25 protein-coding genes and 3 pseudogenes are annotated in these 24,818 nt (G+C 72.7%); 10 read left to right on the top strand and 18 right to left on the bottom strand.

All coding sequences use genetic code 11. From position 1 onward, the window contains the following. A partial coding sequence (locus DMH12_RS07785; RefSeq protein WP_148107520.1) for a helix-turn-helix transcriptional regulator occupies window positions 1-332 on the top strand: 332 nt, incomplete at its 5' end. A gap of 144 nt (window positions 333-476) precedes the next feature. Here the strand turns inward: DMH12_RS07785 and DMH12_RS07780 are convergent. From DMH12_RS07780 to DMH12_RS07750, 7 genes are all read right to left on the bottom strand, one after another. Further along, window positions 477-1,229 carry an SDR family NAD(P)-dependent oxidoreductase gene (locus tag DMH12_RS07780; protein ID WP_125490814.1) on the bottom strand — a complete coding sequence of 251 codons (753 nt, stop codon included), beginning with the start codon at window positions 1,227-1,229 and terminating at the stop codon, window positions 477-479. Further along, entirely contained in the window at window positions 1,226-2,197 is a 972-nt protein-coding gene (locus DMH12_RS07775; protein ID WP_125490813.1) for a fumarylacetoacetate hydrolase family protein, read from the bottom strand. Before DMH12_RS07775 ends, DMH12_RS07780 begins: the two co-directional genes overlap by 4 nt. 99 nt (window positions 2,198-2,296) lie before the next feature. Beyond that, a complete protein-coding gene (locus DMH12_RS07770) occupies window positions 2,297-3,235 on the bottom strand; it encodes a VOC family protein (RefSeq protein WP_125490812.1) in 939 nt (312 codons plus the stop codon). A 4-nt stretch (window positions 3,236-3,239) separates the two neighbouring features. Then, window positions 3,240-4,277: an amidohydrolase family protein gene (locus DMH12_RS07765; protein ID WP_125490811.1), complete on the bottom strand. Its 1,038-nt coding sequence runs from the start codon at window positions 4,275-4,277 to the stop codon at window positions 3,240-3,242. After that, the gene (locus tag DMH12_RS07760) at window positions 4,274-5,404 is read right to left on the bottom strand and encodes an FAD-dependent oxidoreductase (RefSeq protein WP_125490810.1); all 1,131 of its coding nucleotides are present in this window, start codon (window positions 5,402-5,404) and stop codon (window positions 4,274-4,276) included. The genes DMH12_RS07765 and DMH12_RS07760 overlap by 4 nt, the downstream gene beginning before the upstream one ends. A 23-nt stretch (window positions 5,405-5,427) precedes the next feature. Further along, entirely contained in the window at window positions 5,428-6,390 is a 963-nt protein-coding gene (locus DMH12_RS07755) for a cyclase family protein (RefSeq protein WP_125490809.1), read from the bottom strand. Next, window positions 6,387-7,388, bottom strand: a complete 1,002-nt coding sequence (locus tag DMH12_RS07750) for a fumarylacetoacetate hydrolase family protein (protein WP_125490808.1) — start codon at window positions 7,386-7,388, stop codon at window positions 6,387-6,389. The genes DMH12_RS07755 and DMH12_RS07750 overlap by 4 nt, the downstream gene beginning before the upstream one ends. A gap of 127 nt (window positions 7,389-7,515) precedes the next feature. Here DMH12_RS07750 and DMH12_RS07745 point away from each other — a divergent pair, with 127 nt between their 5' ends. The 3 genes and pseudogenes from DMH12_RS07745 to DMH12_RS07740 form a co-directional block, all read left to right on the top strand. Continuing rightward, window positions 7,516-8,433, top strand: a complete 918-nt coding sequence (locus DMH12_RS07745) for a LysR family transcriptional regulator (RefSeq protein WP_125490807.1) — start codon at window positions 7,516-7,518, stop codon at window positions 8,431-8,433. A 413-nt stretch (window positions 8,434-8,846) separates the two neighbouring features. Beyond that, window positions 8,847-8,930 (top strand): annotated as a pseudogene (locus DMH12_RS39695) (MarR family transcriptional regulator); the annotation flags it as partial. Window positions 8,931-9,081: 151 nt separating this feature from the next. Then, window positions 9,082-9,561, top strand: a pseudogene (locus DMH12_RS07740) (alpha/beta fold hydrolase); the annotation flags it as partial. On the opposite strand, the pseudogene DMH12_RS07735 reads toward DMH12_RS07740, so the two are convergent. Beyond that, window positions 9,554-10,873, bottom strand: a pseudogene (locus tag DMH12_RS07735) (MFS transporter); the annotation flags it as partial. The pseudogenes DMH12_RS07740 and DMH12_RS07735 overlap by 8 nt on opposite strands. 256 nt (window positions 10,874-11,129) lie before the next feature. Here DMH12_RS07735 and DMH12_RS07730 point away from each other — a divergent pair. Next, window positions 11,130-12,317: a mannosyltransferase family protein gene (locus DMH12_RS07730; protein ID WP_125490806.1), complete on the top strand. Its 1,188-nt coding sequence runs from the start codon at window positions 11,130-11,132 to the stop codon at window positions 12,315-12,317. 239 nt (window positions 12,318-12,556) lie between these two features. Next, window positions 12,557-13,576 carry a phosphatase PAP2 family protein gene (locus DMH12_RS07725; protein WP_125490805.1) on the top strand — a complete coding sequence of 340 codons (1,020 nt, stop codon included), beginning with the start codon at window positions 12,557-12,559 and terminating at the stop codon, window positions 13,574-13,576. Between the two features lie 7 nt (window positions 13,577-13,583). Here the strand turns inward: DMH12_RS07725 and DMH12_RS07720 are convergent, their stop codons facing one another. Both DMH12_RS07720 and DMH12_RS07715 read right to left on the bottom strand, forming a co-directional pair. Continuing rightward, window positions 13,584-13,799, bottom strand: coding sequence for an I78 family peptidase inhibitor (locus DMH12_RS07720; protein WP_122617415.1), 216 nt, complete (start codon window positions 13,797-13,799; stop codon window positions 13,584-13,586). A 366-nt stretch (window positions 13,800-14,165) separates the two neighbouring features. Beyond that, entirely contained in the window at window positions 14,166-14,987 is an 822-nt protein-coding gene (locus tag DMH12_RS07715; protein ID WP_125490804.1) for a hypothetical protein, read from the bottom strand. 409 nt (window positions 14,988-15,396) lie between these two features. Here DMH12_RS07715 and DMH12_RS07710 point away from each other — a divergent pair, with 409 nt between their 5' ends. Beyond that, complete coding sequence (locus DMH12_RS07710) at window positions 15,397-16,197, top strand: hypothetical protein (RefSeq protein WP_125490803.1); 801 nt, start codon at window positions 15,397-15,399, stop codon at window positions 16,195-16,197. Window positions 16,198-16,272: 75 nt separating this feature from the next. Continuing rightward, window positions 16,273-16,560 (top strand): hypothetical protein, encoded by a 288-nt coding sequence (locus DMH12_RS07705; RefSeq protein WP_125490802.1) that lies wholly within the window; start codon window positions 16,273-16,275, stop codon window positions 16,558-16,560. A gap of 70 nt (window positions 16,561-16,630) precedes the next feature. Here the strand turns inward: DMH12_RS07705 and der are convergent, their stop codons facing one another. From der to aroH, 5 genes are all read right to left on the bottom strand, one after another. Next, on the bottom strand, window positions 16,631-18,109 hold the full coding sequence (der, locus tag DMH12_RS07700; protein ID WP_122617419.1) for a ribosome biogenesis GTPase Der: 1,479 nt from the start codon (window positions 18,107-18,109) through the stop codon (window positions 16,631-16,633). A 74-nt stretch (window positions 18,110-18,183) separates the two neighbouring features. Continuing rightward, the gene (locus tag DMH12_RS07695; protein WP_125490801.1) at window positions 18,184-18,831 is read right to left on the bottom strand and encodes a 1-acyl-sn-glycerol-3-phosphate acyltransferase; all 648 of its coding nucleotides are present in this window, start codon (window positions 18,829-18,831) and stop codon (window positions 18,184-18,186) included. Further along, complete coding sequence (cmk, locus tag DMH12_RS07690) at window positions 18,828-19,523, bottom strand: (d)CMP kinase (protein WP_125490800.1); 696 nt, start codon at window positions 19,521-19,523, stop codon at window positions 18,828-18,830. Before cmk ends, DMH12_RS07695 begins: the two co-directional genes overlap by 4 nt. Before the next feature lie 112 nt (window positions 19,524-19,635). Beyond that, window positions 19,636-20,721 carry a prephenate dehydrogenase gene (locus DMH12_RS07685; protein WP_125490799.1) on the bottom strand — a complete coding sequence of 362 codons (1,086 nt, stop codon included), beginning with the start codon at window positions 20,719-20,721 and terminating at the stop codon, window positions 19,636-19,638. After that, a complete protein-coding gene (gene aroH, locus DMH12_RS07680; protein WP_125490798.1) occupies window positions 20,718-21,080 on the bottom strand; it encodes a chorismate mutase in 363 nt (120 codons plus the stop codon). The genes DMH12_RS07685 and aroH overlap by 4 nt, the downstream gene beginning before the upstream one ends. A gap of 150 nt (window positions 21,081-21,230) precedes the next feature. Between aroH and DMH12_RS07675 the strand changes: the two genes are divergently transcribed. Then, a complete protein-coding gene (locus DMH12_RS07675) occupies window positions 21,231-21,623 on the top strand; it encodes a Rieske (2Fe-2S) protein (protein ID WP_125490797.1) in 393 nt (130 codons plus the stop codon). A 23-nt stretch (window positions 21,624-21,646) separates the two neighbouring features. Beyond that, window positions 21,647-22,390, top strand: coding sequence for a DNA polymerase beta superfamily protein (locus DMH12_RS07670; protein ID WP_125490796.1), 744 nt, complete (start codon window positions 21,647-21,649; stop codon window positions 22,388-22,390). Here the strand turns inward: DMH12_RS07670 and DMH12_RS07665 are convergent. From DMH12_RS07665 to DMH12_RS07655, 3 genes are read right to left on the bottom strand one after another with little or no spacing between them, the layout of a single operon-like run. Further along, window positions 22,316-23,068 (bottom strand): nucleotidyltransferase domain-containing protein, encoded by a 753-nt coding sequence (locus DMH12_RS07665; RefSeq protein ID WP_125490795.1) that lies wholly within the window; start codon window positions 23,066-23,068, stop codon window positions 22,316-22,318. The genes DMH12_RS07670 and DMH12_RS07665 overlap by 75 nt on opposite strands. Window positions 23,069-23,072: 4 nt before the next feature. Then, complete coding sequence (locus DMH12_RS07660; RefSeq protein ID WP_125490794.1) at window positions 23,073-24,095, bottom strand: ADP-ribosylglycohydrolase family protein; 1,023 nt, start codon at window positions 24,093-24,095, stop codon at window positions 23,073-23,075. Then, on the bottom strand, window positions 24,092-24,811 hold the full coding sequence (locus tag DMH12_RS07655; protein WP_125490793.1) for an NUDIX domain-containing protein: 720 nt from the start codon (window positions 24,809-24,811) through the stop codon (window positions 24,092-24,094). Before DMH12_RS07655 ends, DMH12_RS07660 begins: the two co-directional genes overlap by 4 nt. Between the last annotated feature and the right edge of the window lie 7 nt (window positions 24,812-24,818).

Raw genomic sequence — 24,818 nt, 5'->3', positions numbered from 1 at the left:
CCCTCCACCTGCCGGCCCCCACCGACCCCCTGCTCCGCGCACTGCACGACATCCTGCGCACCGACCCGGCCGACAACCGCTCCCTCGACGACCACGGACGCCGGATCGGCGCCAGCGCCCGCACCCTCTCCCGCCGCCTCCGCGACGACCTCGGCCTCACCTACCCCCAATGGCGCACCCAGATCAGGCTCCACCACGCCCTGATCCTCCTGGCCGACGGCACCCCCGTCACCACCGTCGCCCACCACTGCGGCTGGTCGTCCGCCAGTACCTTCATCGACGTCTTCCGCCGCACCTTCGGCCACACCCCCGGCACGCGCCCCACCACCTGACCACGCGACCCGATGGGCGCACGAGTCGGCCAACCCCGTCAAGACCTTCAGGCGACGGCCACGGTGCCGTCGGGCGTGTAGCGCCACGGCAGCCCGCCGCTGGCGCGGTCCCCGAGATCAGCGCCCCCTTGCCTTCCAGCCGCTTCACGGTGCCCCCTCCCGCAGGGCGTCGGAGACGGACTTGACGCCGCCGTGCGCGGTCAGGCCGCCGTCCACCGGGATCTCCGCACCGCTGATGAACGACGCGTCGTCGGACAGCAGGAACACGACCAGCGGCGCCACCTCGCCGGCGGAGCCGGTGCGGCCGAGCGGCGTCTCCTTGATGTTGGCCTCGCGGAAGGCGGGCGCGGCGGAGGCCGTCATCTCCGTCTCGATGTAGCCGGGGTGGACGGTGTTGACGCGGACGCCGCGCGGGCCCAGTTCCAGGGCGGCGGTCTTCGACAGGCCGCGCAGCGCCCACTTGCTGGTCGTGTAGGCGACCGGATAGTGCGCGGTGAGGGCCGCCGAGGAACCGACGTTGACGACCGAGGAGCCCGGCGGCATGAGCGGCGCGAGGTGCTGGATGCCGAGGAGCGGACCGGCGACGTTGACCGCGTGGACGCGGGCCATGTCCTCGGGGCGTACGTCGCCGAGGCGGGCCCGCCAGGTGATGCCGGCGTTGTTGACCAGGCCGTGCACGTGCCCGTACGACTCCCGCAGCTCGGCGGCGAGTTCGGCCCAGTCCTGCTCGCGGGTGACGTCCAGGCGCCGGCAGCCCGGCGCTTCCGTGGCGTCGGTGGCGATGACGCGGGCGCCCTCGCGGGTGAGCAACTCGGCCTCGGCGGCGCCCTGTCCGCCCGCGGCACCGGTGACGACGACGACCTTGCCGAGCAGCCTCTTGGGGTGCAGGTCGCTCACGGCCGCTCCCGGGACCGGCGCCGGCCTGTGGGGAGGGGGACGGGCTCGACGCCGGGGACGACGGTGTTGGTGAGGGTGCCGATGCCCTCGACGGTGAGGGTCACGGAGTCGCCGGGCTTCAGGGGCGGCGGGGTCTGTTCGCCGCGCCGGCCCCAGAGTTCGGCGAGGCAGCCGCCGTTGCCGCAGGTGCCGGAGCCGAGGACGTCGCCGGGTACGACGCGGGTGCCGCGGGAGGCGTAGGCGGTCATCTCCTCGAACGTCCAGCTCATGTTGGACAGCAGGTCCTCGCCGACCTTCTCGCCGTTGACCTCGGCGGTCAGCGCCAGGCGCAGGAAGCCTTCGGCGTCCCGGTACGGCTCCAGCTCGTCCGCGGTGACCAGGTACGGGCCGAGGGCGGTGGCGGTGTCCTTGCCCTTGCACGGGCCGAGGCCCACCTTCATCTCCGCGCCCTGGAGATCGCGCGCGGACCAGTCGTTGAAGACGGTGTAGCCGACGATGTGGTCGCGGGCCTGGTCGGCGGTGAGGTCGCGGCCTTCCCGGCCGACCACGGCGCCCACTTCGAGTTCGAAGTCGAGCACGGCCGAACCGGGGGGTACGGGGATGCCGTCCCCCGGGCCGTGGACCGCGTGCGGGTTGGCGAAGTAGAAGGTCGGGGCCGCGTACCACTGCTCGGGGACGCCGCCGGTGCCCTCCACGGACCGGCGCACCCCCTCCACGTGCTCCTCGAAGGTCACGAAGTCCCGCACGGACGCGGGCTGCAGTGGAGGCAGCAACCGGACCTGGGAGACGTGCGGGCCCGGGGGGACGTCCAGGGCCGCGGCGCCGGCGGCGAGCAGTCCGGGGAGCCCGTCGGTCTGCTGGATCATTGCGGTGAGCGAGGTGACGCCCGGCAGGGGGAAGAGGGTGCCGTCCTCTTCCACGACCGCCACCCGGTGGCGGTGTCGGTGTTCGTACGCGGCGAAACGCATGGTGCGGCTCCAGCGGGGTGTGATCAGGAGAGTGGGACGCGCATGCGGCGCGAGTCAGGGCGTGGACACCGCGGCCGCGTCCCACGCGTACGGGGGGGATCAGACCGGCGGGGCGACGAACACGCCGCGGTCGGGGTCGTTGAAGGACTCCTTGGCGACGAGTTCGTTCATGGGGTTGGCGGTGCCCCACTGGTCGGTGACCTCGGGCTGGGAGAAGTCGTAGACGTGGGGGTGCCAGGTGTCCTCGTCCAGGCACTCCAGTTCGGTGGTGTACTCGACGGTGTTGCCGTGCGGGTCGAGGAAGTACGTGAAGGTGTTGTCGCCCGCCATGTGCCGGCCCGGGCCCCAGACCTTCTTGAAGCCCGCGCGGATGACGCGCCCGGAGCCGCGCATGTACTCGTCGATGCCGCGCATCTCGAAGGAGATGTGGTGCAGCGCGGTGTGCGGGCCCTTCGCGAGGGCCATGGAGTGGTGCTGGCTGCTGATCCGCATGAAGTGCATGACCTCACCCATGTGCGGCGAGCTGAGCGTGTCGGAGAGGGCGAAGCCGAGGTGGCGCTCGTACCACTCGCGGGTGCGGTTCAGATCAGGGGAGTTGAGCACGACGTGGGAGAGCTTGACCGGGATGGACTCCTTCTCCTCGATCCTGCGGTGCCGGCGGACCTCGACGTCTGCGGAGACCTCGATGGTGCGGCCGTCGACGTCGAAGAAACGGAAGCCGTAGCCGCCGCCGGGGGTGTCGACCTTGCCCGGCCGGGAGATCAGCTGCACGCCGCCCGCGAGCAGCCGCTCGGCGAGGGTGTCGACGTCCGCGGGGGACGCGGCGCCGTAGGAGACGAGGTCGAGGCGCTTCTCCTCGGCCTTGCGGAGCCGGACGACGTACTGCTCGGGGGAGCCCTCGGCGGCCAGGAAGGAGATGCCGGAGTCCTCGGCGACCTTGGTCAGTCCCCAGACGCCGGCGTAGAAGTCGAGCTGCTTGTCGTAGTCGGGTACGGCGAGGTCGACGTGTCGCAGGTGGGTGAGCAGGCGTGCACTCATGGTGTCAGTCCTTCCGGAGGAGGGCGGCGGCGTTGCCGCCCCGGACGGCGTGGAAATCGGCCTCGGAGAGCCCGGCGGAGCGCAGGGCGCCGACCGGGTCCTCGGTGCCCATGTCGAAGGGGAAGTCGGACCCGAGGAGCACCCGGTCGGCACCGGCGACCCGGATCAGCTCGCGCAGCACGTGCGGGTCGTGGACGAGGGAGTCGAAGTACAGCCGCTCGAGGTAGCTGCTGGGCAGGTGGGCGCAGCCGGCGCCCGCGTCGGAGCGGGCCGACCAGGCGTGGTCGGAGCGGCCGATGTGGGTGGGCAGGTAGCCGCCGCCGTGCGCGGCGATCAGCCTCAGGTCCGGGTGGCGGTCGAATACCCCCGAGAAGATCAGGTGCGACAGCGCGACGGCGTTCTCCACCGGCTGGCCGACCGTGTTGGACAGATACCACCGGTCCAGCCGCTCGTCGAGGGTGCAGCCGAAGGGGTGCAGGAAGACGAGCGCGCCGGTCTCCCCGGCCCGGGTCCAGAAGGGCTCGTAGGCCGGGTCGGACAGCTCCCGGCCGGGGGCGTGGCTGGAGATCTCCACTCCGGCAAGGCCCTGCTGCAGGGCATGGTCCAGGGCCCGGACCGCCTGCTCCGGGTGCTGGAGCGGGGCCAGGCCGAGGCCGCGCAGACGGTCGGGGGCGGCGGAACAGTGCGCGGCCGTGGCCTCGTTGGTGAGCCGGTACAGCTTCTCGGCGGTGTCCTCGTCGGCCCAGTAGTGGTAGTGGGAGGGGGAGGGGCTGACCAGTTGCACGTCGACGCCCTGGGCGTCCATCGCGGCCAGGCGCACGGCGGCGTCGGTCAGCCGCGGGATGCGCTCGCGGACCATGAGGCCGCTGACGGCGAGGGCGGCGGGGCCGTTGCGGCGGGCGTCCAGCTCCTTGGCCTCATCGTGGCCGGGCAGGCCGGCGACGAGCGCCTCGACCTCGGGCAGCAGGACGTGGGCGTGCACGTCCACGGTGGGGGCCTGCGCGGCACGAGCGCCCGCGAGGGGAGCGTTCTCGGCGGTCACGGCAGCTCCCTCAGCATGGTCATCGTGCGGCCCATCAGGCCGGGGACGTCGGCGTCGCGGACGCCGTCTAGTTGCCACTGCCCGATCTGCACCGACGCCTCCACGACCGGGCGGACTCGGGCGATCCGCCGCTCGTAGTACGTCTGGAACAGGTCGTCGTCCCACGCGTCGGACCCGGTCAGCGTCTGCGAGAGCACCCAGGCGTCCTCCAGGGACAGCGCGGCGCCCTGGGCGAGAGTGGGCGGGCAGCAGTGCGCGGCGTCGCCGACGAGCACCACCCGGCCGCGGTGCCAGGAGCCCTCGACCAGCAGCCGGTCGAACCAGGTGTAGTTGACCTCCGTCGGGTCGGTGATGTGCTCGGTGATCTCCGGCCAGTGGCCGCCGTAGGAGGAGGCCAGGCTCCGCATCTCGTCGGCGTACGACTCCGGCGGGATCGACGCGCGGTCACGGTTGGCCTCGACGACGTACGCGTACAGGGTGGACTCGCTGGTCGGGCAGTAGCCGGCGATGTACGCCGGTCCGCCGTAGGCGAGGTCGGTGCGGGTCACGCCCGCCGGACGCGGGGCCGCGACGCGCCAGATGGCCATGCCGGTCGGTTCGGGCTTGGCGGCGATGCCGATCGCGGCGCGGGTGCGGGAGCCGAGGCCGTCGGCGGCGACCACGAGATCGTAGCGGTGCTCGGTGCCGTCGGAGAGGCGGACGGAGACGCCGTCGGCGTCCTGGCCCAGGATCTCGGCGGTCGTGCCGAGGCGGACGGTGGCGCCGCCGGCGCGCACGGCGTCGATGAGGATCTGCTGGAGCCGGGGGCGTTGCATGCCGACGGTGGCGGGCAGGTCGTCGCCGCCGGTGCGCAGGTCGTCCTGGGCGTGCAGGACGGTGCCGTCGGGGGCGGTGATGGCGACGGAGCCGAAGCCGAAGCCGGATGCCTCCACCTGCTCCCAGACGCCGAGTTCGCGCAGGACGCGCAGGGCGTTGCCCTGGAGGGTGATGCCGGAGCCGGCGGTGGCGTTCCAGTCGTCCTTGGCCTCGACCAGGTCCACCGCGAGGCCGGCGCGGCGAAGCAGGATCGTGACGGCATTGCCGGCCGCACCCCCGCCGATCACCAGGACCTTACGGGCTCTGCTCATGGGGAACTCCTCTGTTCCGGTGCCTACTTGACGGCGATCGGGTTGACGGGTGAGCCGACGGCCCCGGTGATGGGCAGGGGCGCGGCGGTGAGCCAGAACGCGTACTCCCCGTCGGCCGCGCAGTCCTCGGCCAGGGCGTCCAGGTCCCACATCTCGCCGATCAGCAGGCCGATGTGGGGGATGGCGACCTGGTGCAGCGGCTGGAAGGCGTGCTCGAACTCGTTCGGGCGGACCTCGAAGCCCCAGGTGTCGGTGGCGATGGCGGCGATCTCGCTGCCGTGCAGCCAGCCCGCCGTGGTGAACGACAGCCCCGGCGCGGGCCCGCCGGCGTAGTCGCCCCAGCCGTCGCGGCGCACCCGGGCGAGCTGCCCGGTGCGGACGAGCACGATGTCGCCGCGACCCACCCGCACACCGTGGGCCTCGGCGGTCGCGGCCAGGTGCTCCTCGGTGATCGCGAAGCCGTCCGGCAGTTGCCCGTCCTCGCCGACGACCCGGCCGACGTCCAGGAGCACTCCGCGTCCGGCGACGTGCGGGGCCATGTGCTCGACGCCGGTGACCTGGTCGCCGTCGGAGGTGACGACCTTCTCGGCCGGGCGGCCGTTCCACGCCTTGCCGTGGTCGAAGATGTGGCCGAGCCCGTCCCACTGGGTGGAGCACTGCAACGGCATCGCGATGACGTCGTCGGCGCCGCCGATCCCGTGCGGCAGGCCCTGGTTGCCGAGGGCCGCGTCCGTGCCGGTGTCCAGCATGGTGTGCACCGGGTTGGTGCGCCGCCGCCAGCCCTTCTGCGGGCCGTCGATGTCGAAGCGCTGCGAGAGGGAGAAACTGACGCCCCGCCGGATCAGTGCGGCACCCTCGCGGCGCTTGGCCCCGTCGAGGAAGTTGAGGGTGCCGAGCACGTCGTCCTCGCCCCAGCGGTTCCAGTTGGAGCACGCCTTCGCGGTCCGGGCGATCGAGCCCTCGGGGTCGGTGCGGTCCGGCGTCATCGGGCCACCTCCGCCACGCAGCGGGTGCGCTGGGCGCCGAGCCCGGTGATGGAGGCGTCCATGACGTCGCCGTCACGCAGCAGCCGGCCCCAGTGCATGCCGTTGCCGGCCGGGGAGCCGGTGAGCACCAGGTCGCCGGGGAGCAGCCGGGCGGTCCGCGAGGCGTAGGACACCATGCGGGCGACGTCGAAGATCATGTCCTTGGCCGACTCGTCCTGCATGGTCTCGCCGTTGAGCTTCAGCGTCAGACGCAGGTTGCCCGTGTCCCCGACCGAGGCGGCGGGCACGATCCAGGGGCCGAGCGGCGTGAAGCCCGGGGCGTTCTTGCTGCGCAGCCAGTCGGTGCCGATCTGCGGCATGTCCCGGCGGAAGACGGTGGCCCGGTCGGTCAGGTCGTTGGCGATCGTGTAGCCCGCGACGTGGCCGAGGGCTTCCTCGACGGACACCTGGTAGGCCGGGCGGCCGATCACCGCGGCGAGCTCCAGCTCCCAGTCGGGCTTCTCGGCCCACGCGGGCAGCACGACATCGTCGTACGGGCCGGTGATGGCGCTCGGCAGGCCGATGAACACGTACGGCAGGTCCTCGGCCGCCCTCCGGTCCATGATCTCCGCGGCCTCCGCACGCCGCTCCTCCTCCGGCCGTTCGTCCCCGGGCGCGCGGTGCGCGACGTGCAGGTCGATGACGTGCTGCCGGTAGTTGGCGCCGGACTGGAACACCTGGCGCGGCTCGACCGGTGCGTGCACCCGGAACTCCGCCAGGGGCGCGCGTCGTGGCGCGCCGTCGCCGGCCAGGGCCGTCAACCGGGGCAGCACCGCCTCCCAGTCGTTCAGGAGGTCCCGCACGCTCAAGTCGGCGTCGTCCAGGGCGTCCCGCAGGTCGATCACCTGGGCGTCGGAGCTGACGAGAGCGGGGAAAGCGGCCCCCTCGGGGGCCGAAAGGGTGGCGAGGGCGAAGGGTCCGGCGAAGAGGGCGGACGCGGCTTCAGGTTTCACGGACATGTCCTCCTGATTGCGATGGCACTAATCTGGACTCGCCACCCGCGATCAGGGAAATAGATTCCGTGGATGGCAGTCATCCACGAGCCAAATTTCCGCAGGTAATCGCCGAACAACGAGAAAAGTCGCCGTGAATCTCAGTCGCCTGGACCTCAACCTCGTCGTCGCCCTGCGCGCTCTCCTCGAAGAGCGCAACGTCACCCGCGCCGGACAGCGCGTCGGCCTCAGCCAGCCGGCCATGAGCGCGGCGCTCTCCCGCCTGCGCCGGCACTTCGACGACGACCTGCTGGCCCGGGTCGGCGGCCACTACGAGCTCACCGCCCTCGGACAGGTCCTCCTCGACCGCGCGTCCACCGCCTACGACCTGCTGGAACGCCTCTTCGCCAGCCAGGCGGACTTCGACCCGGCCAAGGAGAGCCGTGAGTTCAAACTCGTGGCGTCCGACTACGCGGTAGCCGTCTTCGGCGCCGAACTCGCCCGGGTCGTGCACCAGGAGGCCCCCGGCATCCGACTGCGGTTCGCCCAGACGCCGACCACCGTGGTGGACGCCACGGACACCCTGCTGAGCACCACCGACGGCCTGCTGATGCCGCACGGCGTCATCAGCGACTTCCCCGCCACCGACCTCTACCGGGACCGGTGGGTCTTCCTCGTCGCCGACGACCACCCGAGCGTCGGCGACCGGCTGACCCGGGAAGACCTGGCCCGGCTGCCCTGGGTCACCTACCAGCGCACCTACGACGCCCCGGCCGTCCGACAGCTCGGCATGCTGGGCATCGAGCCCCGCGTCGAGGTCTCCGTCGACAGCTTCCAGATCATGCCGCTGCTGGTCAGCGGAACCCGGCGCATCGCCCTCGTCCAGGCCCGCCTCGCCCGGCTCCTCGCCCCGCTCGCCGCCGTACGCGTGGTGGAGCCGCCCTACGAGGCGGTGCCGCTGAGCGAGGCGCTGTGGTGGCACCCGGTGCACACCCACGACGCGGCCCACATCTGGCTGCGGGAGACCGCCGCCCGGGTCGGCGGGCGGATGGCCGGCGAGCCCGGGGGATGAGGACGCGCCGTCACCGTGGAGATCACCTACAACAACGCCGCCGCGGAACCCGGAACATGCGGCCTGACCTTTGGCCGGCAGCCTGAGTCCCTCATCCCCGCCGCCGTGTCGCCGTCGTCTTCGTCAACCGGGTCGCCGGCGAGGGCATGGACCACGACGGAGACGCGCCCCTTCGGCCACGGCCTGTCCTGCACGCCCTTCGCGCGCGGCTCTCTGTCAACAGCGACGTGGCCGGCATGAGAAGTGCGTCTCCGAAGGCCGCGGAGCGGAGATCGTCCAGGACCGCGTCGGGACTCCACTCATCCCGATTCAGCTTCCGATGACATGTCATGCCCGGCCTTCACGGCCAGCGCCCAGCCGCTCTTGTACGTGAGAGTGGGGCCCTGTACGACGGCGACCGCGTGCGCTGGTCGTCCACTCGGGGCGCCACCGAACTCGTCGCGCTCGCCGACCTTCCGCACGTCGCCCCCTCGACGGCCATGCGCATGGCCGCCCGGCCGCCTTCAATGAGGCGGACGCGGAGCCCTCCGCGCCGGCTGCCGGCACCGAGCCGTCCCCTCTCGGCCGGGAATGACGACGTCGTAGTCCATTTCGCTGCCGCACCCCCGCGTTATAGGGGCGTCCGTGAGACGTGAGAGGGTGCGGGGCGTGAGTGAGACACCGTCGAACACCCTGCAATACCGCTTTGACGGGCCAGAAGAGGCCCCGGTCCTGATCCTCGGTCCCTCACTGGGTACCACATGGCACATGTGGGACCGCCAGGTGCCCGAGCTGTCGCAGCACTGGCGGGTCTTCCGGTTCGATCTGCCGGGGCACGGGGGCGCCCCCGCCCGCCCGGCCGGGTCCGTCGCCGAGCTGACGCAGCGCCTGCTCGCCACCCTGGACGGACTCGGCGTGCAGCGGTTCGGCTACGCGGGCTGCGCGTTCGGCGGTGCGGTCGGCATGGAGCTGGCCCTGCGCCATCCCGAGCGCCTCGCCTCCCTCGCGCTGATCGCCGCGTCGCCCCGTTTCGGCACCGCCGACGAGTTCCGCCAGCGCGGCGTGATCGTCCGCACCAACGGGCTCGACCCCATCGCCCGCAGCTCGCCGGAGCGCTGGTTCACCGGCGGGTACGCCGCCGCCCCGCCCCCCCGGGCCCGTACGCCGCGTTCATCACGCTCCCCAGCAGCGCGATCCCGATCCCGGCCCCGAGCTGGTACGACGTCTCGCCGATCGCCGCCGCCCCACCCGCCTGCTCCTGCGGCGCCTCACTCAGCATCGACTCGTACGCCCCGAACAGCGTCGTCTCCAGGCCGAACCCGAGCAGCACGAACCCGGACAGCATCAGCGCGCAGTTGTCGCTCCGCCCCAGCGCCGTCAGCAGCACCACCGCGAAGGCCGTCAGGCAGAACCCCGCGCACACCATCCGCCGCGGCCCGAACCGCCGCAGCATCCGCGCGCCCGCCAGCCCCGCCGCCATCGCCGCGAAGGTAAGCGGCAGCAGCCGCAGGCCGGTCTCCAGCGGCGACAGCCCGAGCACCAGCTGCAGGTACTGCGCCGCGATCAGCTCCAGGCCCACCAGCGCCAGCATGGCCAGCACGATGCACCCCACCGACGTACTGAAGGCCGGCCGCCGGAACATCTCCAGGTCGACCAGCGGATGCGTACGCCGCCGCTGCCGCCGTACGAACCCGACCAGCAGGGCCGCGCCCAGCACCAGCGGCACCACGGTGAACAGGCTCGCCACCGGTTCGCCGCCGCCCAGCCGCTTCACGCCCAGGACGACCCCGAAGAGACCGGCCGCCGCCATCAGCGCGCCGACCACGTCCCAGGGCCCGCGCCCGTCGCCCTTCGACTCGGGCAGCAGCAGCCGCCCCACCGGCAGGCTGACCAGCATCAGCGGGATGTTGACGAGGAAGACCGAGCCCCACCAGAAGTGCTCCAGCAGGAAGCCGCCGAGCAGCGGCCCGACCGCCGCGCCCACCGCGGCCACCGCGCTCCAGATGCCGATGGCCAGCGCCCGCTCCCGCCGGTCGGGAAAGACCTGGCGCAGGATCGACAGCGTCGCGGGCATGATCATCGCGCCGCCGACCCCGAGCAGCGCCCGGGCCATGATCAGGACCTGGGCGTTGTCGGCGAGGGCCGCCAGCGCGGAGGCGACGCCGAAGAGCGCGTAGCCGAGCAGCAGGATCCGTCTGCGGCCCACCCGGTCACCCAGGGTGCCGAAGAGGATCAGCAGCGAGGCGCAGACCAGCGGATAGATGTCGACGATCCAGAGCAGCTCGATCGCACCGGGCCGGAGGTCCTCGGTCACGGCGGGAACCGCCACGTGGAGGACCGTGGCGTCCACGGCGACGAGCAGCAGGCTGACGCAGAGGACGACCAGGACCACCCAGCGGTTGGCACCGGCCCCGGCAGCCCGACGGCGCAGCTCGACGGCGGCCGTGGTCGTACCGGACATGTACGTACCTCCATGTTCCCTCGCGTCCGGCGGGCTGCGCGGGGTGGGGACTCCCCTGCGGGTCGCCGGAGAGGAGCGGAGGTCTCCGGGCCGTGCAACGGAACGCGAGTGACTGGCCAGATTACGCGAGAGCGCGCACCGCACCTGTGGCGGGCCTCACACTTCCCGCGTGACCTGTGCGGCATGTGCCGCCGCGCCGCGGCTTCGCCCGCCCCGGCCGCCGGGCCGCCGCCCCGCCCGGCCGATAATCGAGCCCGTGACCGATCTTGACAAGCGCGCCGCGGGCCGCTCCGGTGCCCTGTGCCGGGCCGCCCCGGCGCTCCTGGGCTACGCGGCCGCACGCGCCCTCGGCCTGCTCGCCCTGGCCCTGTGGAGCGCCGCCCGCGACAAGAGCGCGTACACGCTGCTGACGGCCCGCTGGGACTCCCTCTGGTACACGAGGGTCGCCGAGCTGGGGTACGGCTACGAGGTACGGCTGCCCAACGGGGACGTCCACTCCAACCTGGCCTTCTTCCCGCTGCTGCCGTGGCTGGAGCGGCTCGGGGCGGCGGTGACGCCCCTGTCGCACGCGGATGCCGGGTTCGTCGTGAGCCTGCTCGCCTCGCTCGCCGCGGCCTGGGGGGTCTTCGCGGTGGCGGAGCACCTCCACGGCCGCCGCGCCGGCGTGTGCGCCGTGCTGCTGTGGGCGGTGCTGCCGGTCGCGGTCGTGCAGTCGATGGCGTACAGCGAGTCCCTGTTCACGGCGCTGGCCGCCTGGTCGCTGTACGCGGTGCTGACCGGGCGCTGGGTGACGGCCGGGACACTGGCCGCGCTGGCCGGGCTGACCCGCCCGGTGGGACTCGCGGTGGCGGCGGCGGTGTGGGTGGCCGCCGTCGCGGCATTCGTGCGAAGCCGGAGCGAAGCCGTCCCGGACGGCGCCCACCGGCCGGAGCGCGCCCCCGGCGACGGCGCACGGCGCGTGCTCGGCATGCTCCTCGCGCCCCTGGGCGCCGCCGGTTACGTGCTGTGGGTCGGCCACCGCACCGGCGGGGGCCCGCTCGGCTATCTCGACGTGCAGGCCGGCTGGCGCAACGGCTTCGACGGGGGCGCGGCCTTCGCCCGCTTCGTCGCCGGGAAGTTCACGTCGTTCCCGGGAGCCCTGGCGGGCGTGGGACTGATCGTCGGGGTCGCGCTGCTGGTCTGGCTGTACGTGGTGTGCGTACGGCGGCGCCAGCCGCTCGCGCTGCTGGTGTACACGGGCCTCGTCGTGGTGCTCGCCCTGTGCGCGTCGAGCTACTTCGGATCCAAGCCCCGGCTGCTGCTGCCCGCCTTCCCCCTGCTGCTGCCCCTCGCCGTGGCCCTGGCCAAGCTGCGAACGCCCAGGTCAGCGCTTGTCGTGGGGGGCCTCGCGGTGGTGTCGGCGGTGTACGGGGCGTTCTGGCTGAACGGGTCAGGACCGCCCTGACCCGGCCGCGGCCGCCCGGTGGCCGCCGGGAGAATTCCGTACCAGCATTCGGTTAACCAATTCATAAGCACGATAAAACCGCCGACCGGGCCGATCAAAGGAATTGAGGCCCACGCCGCGCTGGGATTGCGCATTCACTGAGAATAGAGCGCCGCCTGAGAGGAATCCCACATCACATCGTCATCACAAACCCGTTGATGCGGCCGGGATCACTCCTCACTCGCTGTAACGTCGATTGGGTGCGTACCGAACGGAAGCTCACCCGTCTGGACCGGGTGTTCGCGAGACTGGACCGGGAGCCGGAACGACCGGCGCTCCTGGCCGTGCCGGAGATGAGCCGGCACAGGATCGCGCTGTTCGCCGGAACCCTCGCGTTCTACCTCGCGATCGTGTGGGCCGTGCTGATCAGCTCGTGGCTGGTCCGGCTCGACTGGCAGGTCATGTTCTTCCGGCCCTACCAGCAGTGGCCGGAGATCCACGCCTTCGTCGACTACTACGTCGTCCTGGGCCAGCGCGGTCCCACCGCCGTGATGGTCGCGGCCTGGCTGGGCTGGCGCTCCTGGCGGCAGCACACCCTGCGCCCGCTGCTCGCGCTCGGCGCCTCCCTGCTCCTGCTGAACGTCACGGTCGGTGCCGCCAAGTACGGCATGGGCCGGCTGGGACCGCACTACGCGACCACGATCGGGTCCAACGAGATGTGGCTCGGCGGCGATATATTTCCGAGCGGTCACACCGCGAACGCCGTCGTGACCTGGGGCATCCTGGCCTACCTGGCCTCGACGCCGAGGGCGCGGCGCTGGCTGTCGGCCCTGATGGCGGTCACCTCGCTCGGGGTGGGCATGTCCACCGTCTACCTCGGTACGCACTGGTTGAGCGACGTGCTCCTCGGCTGGGCGGCCGGACTGCTGATCCTGCTGGCGCTGCCCTGGTTCGAACCGCTGATCACCCGCGCCGAGGCCTGGATCCTCGGCCTGCGCGACCGCTGGTTCGCCCGCCGCGGCAGCGAGGACGCCACGAAACGGCCGGCCGGCCCGCCCGTGGTCCTCACCCCGCCGGTCTCCGGCCGGGAGGAAGCGCCGTCCCGCGAGCCGGTGGCCTCGCCCCGCACCACCCGTGCCCCGGCGCATCTGGCGCCGGGCCCGCACACGGCGCGCTCGGACCGTACGCCGGTAACCCCCGCGGGCAGCCGACGGCCGCCGCACGCCGACCGGCACCCGCGCAACACGGCCCCGGCCGCACGCCCCCTGTCGGGCGGCTGAAGGCGCCTCAGCCCTTCCAGGACCGGGCCACGCGGCCGTCCTTCACCTCGAAGTTCAGGCGGCCCACGCGGTACTCCATGGTGATGATCGTGCCCGGCGCCAGGGACCGCACCGTCGACCAGCCGCGCTCGCGCGCCAGCCGTTCGGCCTCGTCGGAATCGAGGCCGACGTAGCTGTCCGGGCTGTCCTGGGGTTCGGCCGGGGGAGTCGGAATCGGTGCCATGCGGCCACGCTATGCCCTGCCCCCGGACCGGGGAAGCCCAGGCCGCCGCCGCAGGGCACGGATGCACCTACGGTCACATTTCTGTCACAGGATCACGGAGCGCGTTTTACGGGAACTCCGTCACACGGACGGACGGTTTCTTACGCCTTTCGCGAGCGGGTGAGGTGAATTGCCGCGTGTCGCGGCGGACCGTCGAATAGGCGGACGCAATTGGCTCGCATTGCACCCCCGGCCTGGTCCGCATTCCGTACCCGAACATCCCCGAACGGACGTGCGGGCGGCTTCGAAATCACTTACGCGGACCGAACACGGGACACAGGAAGGCCACCCCTTGCTCACAGGTTCTCCCCATCTCCTCCGCGAGGGTCAGGGGGTGGACGGGACGACGGAGAGCGACAGGTCGTTGTCGTCCGTGTAGTACGGCCCGGCCTCGACGGGGCCGTCCGGGGTGAGCACCCGCGCGCGGGGACAGATGAGGACCGGGTGCTTGTCGGCGACGTCGTCCAGCAGCCGCGCCAGGCGCACGACCGGGCCGGACTCACCGGCGGGCCGCAGCCACAGGTCCCAGTCGCCCGGCGCCAGGGCGTCGTAGCGCACGGTGAAGCCGAAGTCGGCCCGCTCCGTGACGACGTCCACCCGCCTCACTCCGCCCCCTTCGCTGTCGGTGGCGGTCCTGGCCCGCAGCTCGGCGTGGGCTTCGGCGGTCAGCTGCGTGCCGTACACCCGCCCGCGCACGGTCAGACCGCCGTTCACCAGCCCCAGCTCCGCCGTCTCCGCGTGTGGGGCGCGCAGCCAGCTGCGGACGGTGAGGTTGCCCTGGCGGGTGGCGTACGGGATCCGGACGGCGACGTGGCCGAGCAGCCCGCCGGGGGTGCGGGCGGCCAGGGAGCGCAGGTCGGTGACGCCGGGCACCAGGCGCCGGGGCTCGCCGTCGGACAGGGCGGCGTAGGCGTCCCAGCGGCCCTCGGGCAGGGGGACGCTGCTGGGCAGCGCGGCACGCAGCAGCCCCTCGGCGGCCGGCGCCAGCGGCAGGCTGACCGTCTCCTCGGCGTCGGTGTCGCGGCGGCGCAGGATGAGCAGGGCCGCCCCGGTGTTCCCGCGCGCGGCGACGTCGAAGGTCAGGCCGCCCGCGGAGTCGCCGACGCAGTCGGCGCGCAGCGGTGCGGCCGGTGGGTTCGGCGGCGTCATGCGATGCGGTTCCTCCCTGGGCTACTCATCGTCCGGTTAGACCCGGAACCCTGCCTTCTGGTTGTTCGTGTCCGATTGCGATGTGGTCACGACCGGAGTATCGACCGGGACCACGGCCATTTCCAGTCACCCAATTCATTCACCGATTTCATGATTTGTCGACTTCGAACTGCGACGATCACGGTCCGCGTCCGGCCTCAACCCCCTTCCACCGCAGGTCACTTGGGTGCACCCCGGCGCAGGTGGCCGGGGGACGATCACGCGCGTCACATGGTTCGATTCCGTTGGCCATGGGGCGTGACTCCCGCCACAGATCACCCGTTGTCTTTGCATGAGCCGGGGACCCGCCCGGACCACGGACCAGGAGCCACCCGGTCCGGTCACGCACCGCATCCCGAGGGAGCCCCCCGTGCCGCGCATGCTCGACGTCAGCGACGACGTACGCGCCGAGATCGGCGACGAAGAAGCCGACCGCCTGCTCGCCGGGGAGTCCGCCCCGGGCAGCTACGACTGCACGTCCTGTCGCACCCCGGGCGACTGCGAGCAGGAGCGCACCAGCACCGTTCTCTTCATCGGCGACGAGACGGCGGTCCTCGCCTTCGCCCACGCCGGCTGCCTGCCCTCGCAGGTCGTCAAGGTCACCGAGGAGCAGCTCCAGGGTGCCGTGCGGTCCATCAACGCGGACCAGGCCGCCCGGCCCGAGCGGCAGCGGCCCGCCCCGCCCCAGCAGGCCCCCGAGCAGGCGGTGCTCGGCGTGACCAGCGGCCTGGTCCTGATCGCCGGGGAGCTGCACCCGGCGCTCGTGGTGGAGCCGACCGCGCCGATCGCGCGGCCCGGCACGGCCGGCGCCGGGGACGACTTCCTGCCGCTGCTGATCGAACAGGGCTTCATGCCGGTCACCGAGCTGGCCGCCACGCCCTCCGTGCTGCACGGCTGGTCGGTGCTGCTCGCGATGGGCCAGCTGCACGCGGTGCTGCAGCCCGGCACGGACGGCGGCCGGCCGGTGGCCTGGTGGCAGGCGCACCAGCCCCTCCAGGTCACCGAGGGCTGGCGTACGGCGGCCAACAAGCACCAGCAGGTACTGATGTTCGCGGCGCCGGTGGGCTCGATCGGCCGGCAGCCGCGCGAGGACCTGCTGCGGGACGCGCTGGACAAGGCGGCGGCGGGTGGACAGCTGGTGGCGGCGGCGCTGCCGCTGGCGGGAACCTGACCGGAGATTCACGCGGGTGCCGGGCGGCCGCCACCTGGGCCGCATCCCTTCCAGCGTGAGGTCGTTTGGACATACGTGTACGCATACGACGCCTTCCACCGCCATGGCGGCCCCTCGGCCACGCCGATCTACGACGCGCTCTACGCCGAGTACGTCAGGTCCTTCCGATCGCTGCCGGGCGATCGCAGCGGTGAGGAGGAGCTGGGGTTCACCGCCTTCCGGAGCATCCCGTGCGGCAGAGGCTCGTACAGCGCCTACAGCGCGGGGGCCCAGAGCGCCCGCGTCGGCCAGCAGTCGGTGTGGCAGCGGGTCGGGACGCACGTCCCCGCGGCGCTGCCACCGGCCCCGCGCAGGGGTGCCTGACGGCCACCAGCAGGACGCGAGAGAGGGAGACCCCCGGCCGGGGGTCTCCCTCTCTCGCGTCCTGTGACCGCTACTTCTTCTTCGCGCCGCGCTTCTCGCGCACCCGCACCGAGATATGGATCGGCGTCCCGTCGAAGCCGAACTGCTCGCGCAGCCGGCGCTCGATGAAGCGCCGGTAGCCCGCCTCGATGAAGCCGGAGGCGAAGAGCACGAACCGCGGCGGCTTGGTGCCGGCCTGCGTGCCGAAGAGGATGCGGGGCTGCTTGCCGCCGCGCACCGGGTGCGGGTGGGAGGCGACCAGCTCGCCGAGGAAGGCGTTCAGCCGGCCCGTGGGGACGCGGGTCTCCCAGCCGGCCAGCGCGGTCTCGATGGCGGGGACCAGCTTCTCCATGTGGCGGCCGGTCTGCGCCGAGACGTTGACCCGGGGCGCCCACGCCACCTGGCCCAGCTCGGTCTCGATCTCCCGCTCCAGGTAGTAGCGGCGCTCCTCGTCGAGGGTGTCCCACTTGTTGTAGGCGACGACGACCGCGCGGCCCGCCTCGACGGCCATGGTGACGATCCGCTGGTCCTGGACCGAGATCGACTCGGAGGCGTCGATGAGGATGACGGCGACCTCCGCCTTCTCGACGGCGGCGGCGGTGCGCAGCGAGGCGTAGTAGTCGGCGCCCTGCTGGAGGTGGACGCGCTTGCGGATGCCCGCGGTGTCGACGAACTTCCAGGTCACGCCCCCGAGTTCGATCAGCTCGTCGACCGGGTCGCGGGTGGTGCCGGCCAGTTCGTTGACGACGACGCGCTCCTCGCCGGCCACCTTGTTCAGCAGGGAGGACTTGCCGACGTTCGGGCGGCCGATCAGGGCGATGCGCCGGGGGCCGCCGATGACGCCGCCGAAGGACTCGCGGGGCGCCTCGGGGAGGGCTTCCAGGACCTGGTCCAGCATGTCGCCGGTGCCCCGGCCGTGCAGCGCCGAGACGGGGTGCGGCTCGCCCAGGCCCAGCGACCACAGGTAGGCGGCGTCGGCCTCGCCGCTCGGGCCGTCCACCTTGTTGGCGCACAGCACGACGGGCTTGCCGGCCTTGCGCAGCAGCCGTACGACCGCCTCGTCGGTGTCGGTGGCGCCGACCTTGGCGTCCACGACGAAGACGACCGCGTCGGCGGCCTCGATGGCGTACTCGGCCTGCGCGGCCACGGAGGCGTCGATGCCGAGGACGTCCTGCTCCCAGCCGCCGGTGTCGACGACCTTGAAGCGGCGGCCGGCCCACTCGGCCTCGTAGGTGACGCGGTCCCGGGTGACGCCCGGCTTGTCCTCGACGACGGCCTCGCGGCGGCCGATGATGCGGTTCACCAGGGTCGACTTGCCGACATTGGGGCGGCCGACGACGGCGAGGACGGGGAGCGGGCCGTGCCCGGCCTCCTCGATCGCGCCCTCGACCTCCTCGACGTCGAAGCCCTCGTCGGTGGCCAGCTCCATGAACTGCGCGTACTCGGCGTCGCCGAGCGCCCCGTGGTCGTGCTCCTCGCCCGAGCCCTCGGAGTGGATGTGGTCGTTCATGAAGTCCGTACCTCGTTCATCGTGGTGATCGGTGGAACACCCCTGTGCTGGGTGATCCACTACTCAAGTGTCGCCTAGCGGGTGGTGAGCCGCCTGGCATTCTCCAGGTGCGCGGTCAGCTGCTTCTGGATGCGTTCGGTGGCCTCGTCCAGCGCCTTGCGGGTGCGGCGTCCGCTGCCGTCTCCCGCGTCGAACGGGTCGCCGAAGACGACGTCGACCCGCGCGCGCAGGGGAGGCAGCGCCTTTATCAACCGTCCGGGACGGTCGGTACTTCCCAGCACCGCGACCGGGACGATCGGGGCGCCGCTGCGGAGCGCGAAGTAGGCGAGCCCGGCGCGCAGCGAGGCGAAGTCGCCGACACCCCGCGTGCCCTCCGGGAAGATGCCCAGCACGCCGCCGTTCTCCAGCACGCCGAGCGCCTGCGCGATGGCCGCGCGGTCGGTGGAGTGGCGGTCCACCTTGAGCTGGCCGATGCCGGTCAGGAAGCGTCCGAGCGGGCCGATGAACGCCTCCTTCTTGATCAGGAAGTGCGTCGGCCTGGGCGCCACGCCCATGACCATCGGGCCGTCGATGTTGTGCGAGTGGTTGACGGCGTAGATCACCGGGCCGCGGGCGGGGACCCGCCAGGCGCCCAGCACGCGCGGCTTCCACAGCCCGTACATCAGGCCGACGCCGATGCGCCGCCCGACCTCGGCGCCCCGCGCCGAAGGGACCTCGGTCACTTCCCCGCCCGCTTCTCCTCGACGAGGGTGACGACACACTCGATGACCTGCGGCAGGGTGAGGGCGGTGGTGTCCACCTCGACCGCGTCGCCGGCCTTGGCCAGCGGGGAGGTCTTCCGGGTGGAGTCGGCCGCGTCCCGCTTGATCAGGGCCTCGCGGGTGGCGTTGACGTCGGCGCCCTTCAGCTCACCGCTGCGGCGGGCGGCGCGGGCCTCGGCGGAGGCGGTGAGGAAGATCTTCAGGTCGGCGTCCGGCAGCACGGTCGTGCCGATGTCGCGGCCCTCGACGACGATGCCGAGCGGCGCGGCGGCGGCGATGGAGCGCTGCAGCTCGGTGATCCGGGTCCGCACCTCGGGGACGGCGCTGACCGCGCTGACCTTGGAGGTGACCTCCTGGGTGCGGATCGGGCCGGAGACGTCCACGCCGTCGACGGTGATGGCCGGGCCCAGCGGGTCGGTGCCGGAGACGATCTCGGGCTTGCCGGCCGCGGCGGCGATCGCGTGCGGGTCGTCGGTGTCGATGCCGTTGGTCACCATCCACCACGTGATCGCCCGGTACTGCGCACCGGTGTCCAGGTAGCTCAGGCCGAGCTGGGCGGCCACGGCCTTCGACGTGCTCGACTTGCCCGTGCCGGAGGGGCCGTCGATGGCGACAATCACGGCCGGGACGGTCGGGGCGGCGCCGTTTTCCACGAGGGGACACCTTCCTGGTGCGGTGCGGTGGGTGGTGTGCGGGACGCGAGCGCGTCCCGCACAAGGTTACTGGGTCCCCGGAGCCCCTCTTACAGCCGTACGAGCTACCGGATCACTGCCGGATGGCCCAGCCCCGGTCCTTGAGTGCCGCCGTGAGGACGGCGGCCGCCCTCGGCTCCACCATGAGCTGCACCAGACCCGCCTGCTGGCCGGTCGCGTGCTCGATGCGCACGTCCTCGATGTTGACGCCGGCCACCCCCGCGTCCGCGAAGATGCGGGCCAGCTGGCCGGGCTGGTCGTCGATGAGGACGGCCACGGTCTCGTAGGCCCGCGGGGCGGAGCCGTGCTTGCCGGGGACGCGGACCTGTCCGGCGTTGCCGCGCCGCAGCACCGAGGCGATACCGGTGCCGCCCTCCAGGCGCTTGTCCTCGTCGGAGGACTGCAGGGCGCGCAGGGCCCGTACGGTCTCCTCCAGGTCGGCGGCGACGTCGGTGAGCAGGTCGGCGACCGGTCCCGGGTTCGCGGAGAGGATGTCGATCCACATCCGGGGGTCGGAGGCGGCGATCCGGGTGACGTCGCGGATGCCCTGGCCGCACAGCCGTACGGCGGCCTCCTCGGCGTGCTCCAGGCGGGCGGCGACCATGCTGGAGACCAGGTGCGGCATGTGTGAGACGAGGGCCACGGCGCGGTCGTGGGCGTCCGCGTCCATCACCACCGGCACCGCGCGGCAGTGCGAGATCAGCTCCAGGGCGAGGTTCAGCACCTCGGTGTCGGTGTCCCGGGTCGGGGTCAGCACCCAGGGGCGGCCCTCGAAGAGGTCGCCGGTCGCGGCCAGCGGGCCGGACTTCTCGCGGCCCGACATGGGGTGCGTGCCGATGTACGACGACAGGTCGAGGCCGCGGGCCTCCAGCTCCCGCCGGGGGCCGCCCTTGACGCTGGCCACGTCGATGTACCCGCGGGCGGCGCCGCGTCCCATGGCGTCGGCGAGGACGTCGGCCACCAGGGCGGGCGGGGCCGCGACGATCGCCAGGTCGACCGGGCCCTCGGGCGCCTCGTCGGTGCCGGCGCCGAGCGCGGTGGCGGTGCGGGCCTGCTCGGGGTCGTGGTCCAAGAGGTGGACGGTGACGCCGCGCTGGGTCAGCGCGAGGGCGGCGGAGGTGCCGATGAGGCCGGTGCCGATGACGAGTGCGGTTCTCACTGGGCGATGTCCTTGCGCAGGGCCGCGGCGGCGCCGAGGTAGACGTGGGCGATCTCGGCGCGGGGCCGGTCGGACTCGATGTGGGCGAGGACCCGGACGACGCGGGGCATGGCGCCCTCGACGTCCAGCTCCTGGGCGCAGATCAGCGGCACGTCGGTGATGCCGAGCCCGCGGGCGGCGGCGGCCGGGAAGTCGCTGTGCAGATCGGGGGTGGCCGTGAACCACAGGCTGATCAGGCTGTCGGCGGAGAGGCCGTTGCGCTCCATGACGGCGGTCAGCAGGGCGGCGACCTGCTCGTCCATGTGCCCGGCCTCGTCCCGTTCCAGTTGCACGGCGCCCCGGACCGCTCGTACCGCCACGGCGATGCTCCTTGCTGACGTTGCTGACGCGGGTATCGGTTCTTGGTCCGTCCAGCCTAGTCAGCCCGCCGGGTACCGGCCCCGGGCGCCCGCCCCCTGAGACGCTGGCCCCGACCGGCATCTCCTCCCCCACGCCTCCCGGAGTGACCCATGAATCACGGCCCGACGCGTCGTACGGCCCTCGTCTCGGCGGGCGCGGCGGCGTTCGCCGTCGGCTGCGGCGGCGGCGACTCGGGGGGCGCCGAGACCTCCCCGGGCCAGGAGCTGACGACGACGGACGGCATCCCGGTGGGGGGCGGCAGGGTCCTCGCGGAGCAGAAGATCGTGGTGACCCAGCCGGAACCGGGTGACTTCAAGGCGTTCTCCGCGGTCTGCACCCATCAGGGCTGCATCGTGTCGGACGTGCGCGACGGCACCATCGACTGCGCCTGTCACAACAGCCGGTTCAGTGTCGCGGACGGCTCGGTGGAGCAGGGGCCGGCGACCGAACCGCTGCCCGGGAAGCGGATCACGGTGGAGGGAAATTCGGTCCGCCTGGCGTGAGGCGCCCGCGTACGCTCCCCGGCATGGACCCCGAGCTGCTGGTGCGCGACCACACGATCTACGCCTGTGTCATGGGTTCACGCGCCTTCGGCCTGGCGACGGAGGACAGCGACACCGACCGCCGGGGCGTCTTCCTCGCCCCCACGCCCCTCTTCTGGCGCTTCGAGAAGCCGCCGGCGCATGTGGACGGTCCGGCCGACGAGCAGTTCTCCTGGGAGCTGGAGCGCTTCTGCGAGCTGGCCCTGCGCGCGAACCCCAACGTCCTGGAGTGCCTGCACTCACCGCTCGTGGAGTACGCCGACGCCACGGGCCGTGAACTGCTGTCCCTGCGCGACGCGTTCCTCTCCCGCCGCGTCCACGAGACGTTCACCCGCTACGCGCAGGGCCAGCGCCGCAAACTGGACGCCGACGTCCGCACGCACGGCGCCCCGCGCTGGAAGCACGCCATGCACCTCCTGCGCCTCCTTGAGTCCGCCCTCGACCTGCTGCGGACGGGCGCACTCACCATCGACGTCGGCGACCGGCGTGATTCGCTGCTCGCCGTGAAGCGCGGCGAGGTCCCCTGGCCGGAGGTGGAGACCCGGATGACCCGCCTGGCCGACGAGAACGACGAGGCCGCCCGCCACACCCCGCTCCCCGCCGAACCGGACCGCCGCCGCGTCGAGGACTTCCTGGTCCGGGCCCGCCACGCCTCAGCCCTCCAGCCGAACCCGCACGACGAAGTCGTGCAGGACGTCGTACCCGACGGGGGCACCGGGCAGCGCTGACCCCGCCTGCGCCTCGTCCAGCACCCCGTGCAGCCGCTCCACGTCGGCCCGCACCCGCTCGTGGCCGACGTCGGCCTCCCCGTGCTCACGCTCCGTCTTGGCGGCGACGAGGTCGGGCAGGTACGCCGGGGCCGCGCCCACCTCTCCGACCAGGGTGGGCAGATGGGGCTGGACCTCGCCCGACCGCATCAGGTGGATGCCGGTGAGCAGCACCCGGAAGGTGTAGAGCAGCGGCTTCAGCTCGCCGGTCTTCTCGAACAGCCGCCACTGGGTCTGCGCGAACCCCCGGTAGTGGTGGGCGTGATGGCTGGTGAGCACGTCCGGGGCGAGCGCGGCCAGCTCCCGGTGCGCCTCGGTGGTGTGCACGACCAGCGGCGACAGCAACTGCTCGAGCACGTAGCCGTTGCGTCGGAGCATCAGCCGTACGAACTTGCGCAGGTCGTGTGTGACCAGGTCCATCTCGACGCCTTCCCGGTCCCACATCCGGGACCGGGTCTCCTCCGGCTCGCGCAGCCCCACCAGGTCGGCGGCGGGCAGCAGGTGCACGCCGCGCAGGTCGACGTCCGAGTCGCGGGACGGGAAACCGTAGAGGTGGGCGCCGGAGACCGTGGCGAACAACACCGGGAAGGGCTGTTCGGCCACCACCGGGGCCAGGTCGATGTCCAAGGCGTCGATCATGGGCTCAAGCGTCCCAGAGCGCGCCCAGGGACAGCAGGTCGCCCCGGTACTCGATGCGGTCGGCCCAGTCGGTGGGCCAGGCGTCGGCGCCCAGGTGGGCGCCGGCGAACGCGCCCGCGAGGCAGGCGATGGAGTCGGAGTCGCCCGAGGTGCAGGCGCCGCGGCGCAGGGCGGTCAGCGGTTCGTCGACGAAGAGCAGGAAGCAGAGCAGCCCGGCCGCCATGGCCTCCTCCGCGATCCAGCCCTCGCCGACGGACAGGCAGGGGTCGGTCTCGGGCGAGGCGGTGCGCACGGCCTGCTGGAGACGGTCGAGGATCGCCAGGCACTCGTCCCAGCCGCGGGCGATGAAGTGCTCCGGCGTGGGGTCCTGGGCGCGGGTCCACAGGTCGCCGAGCCAGCGCTCGTGGTAGCGGCCCCGGTTGTCGTAGGCGTACGAGCGCAGCAGCCCGACCAGTCCGGTCGGCTCCGCTCCCTCCGCGAGCAGCCGTACGGCGTGCGCGGTCAGGTCGGAGGCGGCGAGCGCGGTGGGGTGGCCGTGGGTGAGCGCGGACTGCAACTGGGCGGCGCCCGCGCGCTGTTCGTCGCTCAGACCGGGGATGATGCCTAGGGGCGCGACGCGCATGTTGGCGCCGCAGCCCTTGGAGTGGATCTGGCTGGCGTCCTGCCAGGGAAGGTCGGGCTTCTTCAGGAGATTGCACGCGACCAGGCACGTCCGGCCGGGGGCGCGGTTGTTCTCGGGCGACTGGTACCAGTCGACGAACTCCTCGCGCACCGGCCGTTCCATCCGCTTGGGTCCGAGCAGCCCGCGGTCCATGGCCGTCCGCAGCCCCTTCCCCAGCGCAAGCGTCATCTGCGTGTCGTCGGTGACGAACGCCGGGTCCGGCAATGTCATCGCCCGCCAGGGGCCGCACTTGGCGAGGATCGCCGGGACGTCGTTGAACTCGGTCGGGAAGCCCAGCGCGTCGCCGAGGGCGAGGCCGGTGAGCGCTCCGGTGGCGGCGCGCTTGGTGACGGTGTTCGTGGTCATGCGGGGCGTCCTTCCCGAGGGGTGCGGAGCAGGGGCGGGTGCAGGGTGGTGGCGCGGCCCGCGCGGTACAGCGCGGCGGGCTTGCCGCGTCCGCCGGTCAGCCGGGCGGCACCGGGGACGGGATCCACGAAACCCGGGGTGGCGAGGACCTTGCGGCGGAAGTTGGGCCGGTCCAGAGCAGCGCCCCACACGGTCTCGTAGACCTGCTGCAGCTCGCCCAGCGTGAACTCGGGCGGGCAGAAGGCGGTGGCCAGGCAGGTGTACTCCAGCCTGCCGCCGACGCGGTCCCGGGCGTCGGCCAGGATCCGGTCGTGGTCGAAGGCGAGGCCGCGGGCCTGGTCGTACGGCATCCAGCGGGCCTCGGCCGCGTCCGTGCCGGCGTGCGGCTCGGGAGGGTCGGGCAGCAGCGCGGCGAAGGCGACGGAGACGACGCGCATCCGGGGGTCGCGGCCGGGTTCGCTGTAGGTCCGCAGCTGCTCCAGGTGCAGCCCCGTCACGTCCGCCAGGCCGGTCTCCTCGGCCAGCTCGCGCCGGGCGGCCGTCTCCGCCGACTCGTCCGGAAGCAGGAAGCCGCCGGGCAGCGCCCACCGGCCCGCGTACGGCTCCTGGCCGCGCTCGACGAGCAGCACGTGCAGGGCGCCCGCGCGCAGCGTGAGGACCGCGAGATCGACGGTGACGGCGAAGGGCTCGAAGGCGTGCTTGTCGTAGCCGTGCAGAACGGCC

Source organism: Streptomyces sp. WAC 04229, from assembly GCF_003947455.1.
Taxonomy (GTDB): Bacteria; Actinomycetota; Actinomycetes; order Streptomycetales; family Streptomycetaceae; genus Streptomyces.
This window is presented reverse-complemented; position numbering and strand designations above follow the sequence as displayed.

What these genes read in the sequence shown, in the direction of transcription:
- DMH12_RS07755 (WP_125490809.1), bottom strand. Translation starts at nt 6,390, where the DNA reads ATGACGCCGGACCGCACCGACCCCGAGGGCTCGATCGCCCGGACCGCG.
- DMH12_RS07760 (WP_125490810.1), bottom strand. Translation starts at nt 5,404, where the DNA reads ATGAGCAGAGCCCGTAAGGTCCTGGTGATCGGCGGGGGTGCGGCCGGC.
- DMH12_RS07670 (WP_125490796.1), top strand. Translation starts at nt 21,647, where the DNA reads ATGGACCCCGAGCTGCTGGTGCGCGACCACACGATCTACGCCTGTGTC.
- DMH12_RS07660 (WP_125490794.1), bottom strand. Translation starts at nt 24,095, where the DNA reads ATGACCACGAACACCGTCACCAAGCGCGCCGCCACCGGAGCGCTCACC.
- der (WP_122617419.1), bottom strand. Translation starts at nt 18,109, where the DNA reads ATGAACGACCACATCCACTCCGAGGGCTCGGGCGAGGAGCACGACCAC.
- DMH12_RS07665 (WP_125490795.1), bottom strand. Translation starts at nt 23,068, where the DNA reads ATGATCGACGCCTTGGACATCGACCTGGCCCCGGTGGTGGCCGAACAG.
- DMH12_RS07775 (WP_125490813.1), bottom strand. Translation starts at nt 2,197, where the DNA reads ATGCGTTTCGCCGCGTACGAACACCGACACCGCCACCGGGTGGCGGTC.
- DMH12_RS07770 (WP_125490812.1), bottom strand. Translation starts at nt 3,235, where the DNA reads ATGAGTGCACGCCTGCTCACCCACCTGCGACACGTCGACCTCGCCGTA.
- DMH12_RS07675 (WP_125490797.1), top strand. Translation starts at nt 21,231, where the DNA reads ATGAATCACGGCCCGACGCGTCGTACGGCCCTCGTCTCGGCGGGCGCG.
- DMH12_RS07750 (WP_125490808.1), bottom strand. Translation starts at nt 7,388, where the DNA reads ATGTCCGTGAAACCTGAAGCCGCGTCCGCCCTCTTCGCCGGACCCTTC.
- DMH12_RS07720 (WP_122617415.1), bottom strand. Translation starts at nt 13,799, where the DNA reads ATGGCACCGATTCCGACTCCCCCGGCCGAACCCCAGGACAGCCCGGAC.
- DMH12_RS07715 (WP_125490804.1), bottom strand. Translation starts at nt 14,987, where the DNA reads ATGACGCCGCCGAACCCACCGGCCGCACCGCTGCGCGCCGACTGCGTC.